Source organism: Pseudolysinimonas sp. (assembly GCF_031389465.1).
GTDB lineage: Bacteria > Actinomycetota > Actinomycetes > Actinomycetales > Microbacteriaceae > Pseudolysinimonas_A.
The window spans coordinates 1-3,139 of the sequence record NZ_JANMSQ010000074.1; the positions used below are offsets into that span (position 1 = coordinate 1).

Sequence of the window (3,139 nt, forward strand, 5' to 3'; positions counted from 1 at the left end):
ATCATCGACCAGCGCGTCGGCCGTGGCGAGGTCATCAGCCACGCCGTCAACGAGGGCCTCGACAAGTTCTACCGCGACGCCGCGCGCGACGAGAACCTGAAGCCGCTCGGCCGCCCGTCGGCCGACATCGTCGAGCTGCCCAGCGAGAAGGACTTCTCGGGTGATCTCAAGATCACCGTCGAGGTGGATGTGCGCCCCGACTTCGACCTTCCGAAGTACGACGGGCTGAAGCTCGAGGTCGAGCCGGTCGCCGTCTCGCCGGATGAGGTCGAGAACGAGCTTGAAAACTTGCGCACCCGCTTCGGTACCCTCGTCACCGTCGACCGCCCGGCGAAGACCGGTGACTTCCTCACGCTCGACCTGAACGCCACCATCGGTGGGCAGGATGTCGACACCGCGAGCAACATCTCGTACGAGCTCGGCTCGGGTGAGCTGATCGATGGAATCGACGAGGCACTCGACACCCTGACAGCGGGCGAGTCGACCACGTTCGAGTCGAACCTGCTCGGCGGCGACCACGAGGGCGAGAAGGCTCAGATCGCCGTGACCCTGCTGTCGGTCAAGGAGCGCGAACTGCCCGAAGCCGACGACGAGTTCGCGCAGATCGCGTCGCAGTTCGACACCATCGGTGAACTCCGCGCCGACCTGCGCGCTCAGCTCGAGAAGAGCAAGGCGTTCTCGCAGTCGATCGAGGCGCGCGACAAGATCGTCGGCGTGCTGCTCGAGAAGCTTGAGCTTCCGGTGCCGCAGCAACTCATCGACGACGAGGTGCACCGTCACCTCGAAGGCGAGGGCCGCCTCGAAGACGACGAGCACCGCGCAGAGGTCGTCGTGTCGAGCGAGAAGACGTTCCGTCAGCAGATTCTGCTCGACGCGATCGCCGAAGCCGAAGAGGTGAAGGTCGGCCAGAACGAGCTCACCGCCTACGTCGTGCAGGCCAGCCAGCAGTACGGCATGGAGCCGGGCGAGTTCGTGAAGATCCTCGACCAGAACGGGCAGCTTCCCGGCGTCGTCGGCGAGATCGCCCGCTCGAAGGCGCTCGCGATCGTGCTGAGCAAGGCGAAGGTCGTCGACACCAAGGGCAAGGCGGTGGATGTCTCCGACTTCCTCGCCCGCGCGCTCGGCGACGGCGACTCGGGTGAAGCGTTCGCGATCGACGAGCACGAAGGTCACGACCACGACGACCACGAGGGTCACTCGCACTGAGATTTTCCCGAAAGCCCCGGCCCGCGCGGTCGGGGCTTTCGCATGTGCAGGACCGCAACCCCGACGATTCGTGCGGATTGGCGGTCTAACGGCCCCCAGCCGCCAATCGGCACGAATCGAGGGGTTTCCGCCGGGTGTGAGTGGCATCCTGACGGGATGACGCGGTATGTGGCGCTGCTCCGCGGGGTGAACGTGGGTGGGGTCACCGTCAAGATGGCCGACCTCGCCGAAGTGGTGAGCGGGCTCGGCTACGACGACGTGAAGACGGTGCTGGCAAGCGGGAACGTGCTGTTCACGACGACGGATGCCGCATCCACCGCCAAAGGGAAGCTCGAAGCCGCACTGCGCGAGCGATTCGGATACGAGGCGTGGGTGCACGTGCTCGCGCAGGAGAAGGTGCGGGCGATCGCGGCGGCGTTCCCGTTCGAGCGCACCTCCGAGCGGCACGCGTACGTCGTGTTCATCCTGAAGCCGGAGCTGCTCGACGCTCTGCTGGCCGTCGATCTCGACCCGGCCGTCGAGCAGGCGAGCCGGGGTGACGGGGTGCTCTACTGGTCGACTCCGAAAGGTTCGACGCTCGACTCGGCGATGGGCAGGGCGCTGAGCTCGGGTAGGCACAAGCCCTGGCTCACCACCCGCAACCTCAACACCCTCGAGAAGCTGTTGCTCTAGCCGAGCAGGTCGTCGGCGTAGGCGGTGACGGCGCGACCGTATGCCCGCAGGTGCGGGGCGAGGGCACGCAGCGCGGCGACGAGCGCCTCGCGCTCTGCCCCGGTGTCGGCGAGGGCGAGCGCCGCGAAGGCTGTCGCCGCGTCGGCGAGCGGATGCTCGGGATGCTCGGCGAACTCGTCGCGCAACAGGGCGAGCGTCTCGTCGGGCCGACCGAGGTTGCGCACGGTGCTAGCCAGCTGGATGACGGCCTGCCCGTGCTGCGGCTCGTCGAGCCCGAGCTCGAGCGCTCGACGGTAGAGGGGTTCGGCCTCGGCCTCCCGGCCGACGAAGTCGCGTACTCCCGCGAGTTCGAAGATCGCGACGGCATCGTCGGGTCGTTCGGCTACGAGCGACTCGATCGCCGCCTCGACCTCAGGTTCGGGTCGGTTGCCGGCATCCGCCCACACTGCCGCGACCCGCGTCGCCCACTCGTCCATCCCACGACGATACGACGTGCGACACCGCCTATGCCCAGGGCGAACATGGCCGTGGCGCCCCCATTGCCCCAAGTAGATTCGACCTCGGAATCAACGAACGGAGCTTCCCCTCATGGCCGATACGGCATTCCCGCCGAGCGTCTTCGACCGACTCCTCAAGGACCGCATCATCTGGCTCGGATCCGAGGTGCGCGACGAGAACGCGAACGAGATCGCGGCCAAGCTGCTACTGCTCGCAGCCGAGGACTCGAACAAAGACATCTACCTCTACATCAACAGCCCCGGTGGCTCGATCACCGCGGGGATGGCGATCTACGACACGATGCAGTTCGTTCCCAACGACATCGTGACCGTCGGTATCGGAATGGCCGCGTCGATGGGGCAGCTGCTGCTCACCGCCGGCACGAAGGGCAAGCGCTACATCACGCCGAACGCGCGCGTGCTGCTGCACCAGCCGCACGGTGGATTCGGCGGCACGTCCTCTGACATCCAGACCCAGGCGGCGCTCATCCTCGACATGAAGAAGCGTCTCGCCGAGATCACGGCCGAGCAGACCGGAAAGAGCGTCGAGCAGGTCAACGCCGACGGCGACCGCGACCGCTGGTTCAACGCCCAGGAAGCCCTCGAGTACGGCTTCGTCGACCACATCCGCGAGTCTGCTGCCGACGTCATCGGCGGCGGCGGCACCAAGTAGAGGAAGCGCTGATGAACCCGCTCCACATGCCCCAAGCGACGACGTCGCCCGATCTTATGCCGCAGTCCCGCTACATCCTCCCCTCGTTCGA

4 protein-coding genes are annotated in these 3,139 nt (G+C 66.6%); 3 read left to right on the plus strand and 1 reads right to left on the minus strand.

Translation table 11 applies throughout. The features are described from left to right. Together tig and RMO30_RS02850 are read left to right on the plus strand one after the other, a co-directional pair. On the plus strand, positions 1 to 1,206 hold a 1,206-nt coding region (tig, locus tag RMO30_RS02845), incomplete at its 5' end, for a trigger factor (RefSeq protein WP_309709248.1). Between the two features lie 156 nt (positions 1,207 to 1,362). Beyond that, a complete protein-coding gene (locus tag RMO30_RS02850) occupies positions 1,363 to 1,878 on the plus strand; it encodes a DUF1697 domain-containing protein (RefSeq protein ID WP_309709250.1) in 516 nt (171 codons plus the stop codon). Here the strand turns inward: RMO30_RS02850 and RMO30_RS02855 are convergent. Further along, positions 1,875 to 2,354: a tetratricopeptide repeat protein gene (locus tag RMO30_RS02855; protein WP_309709252.1), complete on the minus strand. Its 480-nt coding sequence runs from the start codon at positions 2,352 to 2,354 to the stop codon at positions 1,875 to 1,877. The two genes, RMO30_RS02850 and RMO30_RS02855, sit on opposite strands and share 4 nt — an antisense overlap. A 112-nt stretch (positions 2,355 to 2,466) precedes the next feature. Here RMO30_RS02855 and RMO30_RS02860 point away from each other — a divergent pair, with 112 nt between their 5' ends. Then, positions 2,467 to 3,048 (plus strand): ATP-dependent Clp protease proteolytic subunit, encoded by a 582-nt coding sequence (locus tag RMO30_RS02860; protein ID WP_309709254.1) that lies wholly within the window; start codon positions 2,467 to 2,469, stop codon positions 3,046 to 3,048. The last annotated feature ends 91 nt before the right edge of the window (positions 3,049 to 3,139 follow it).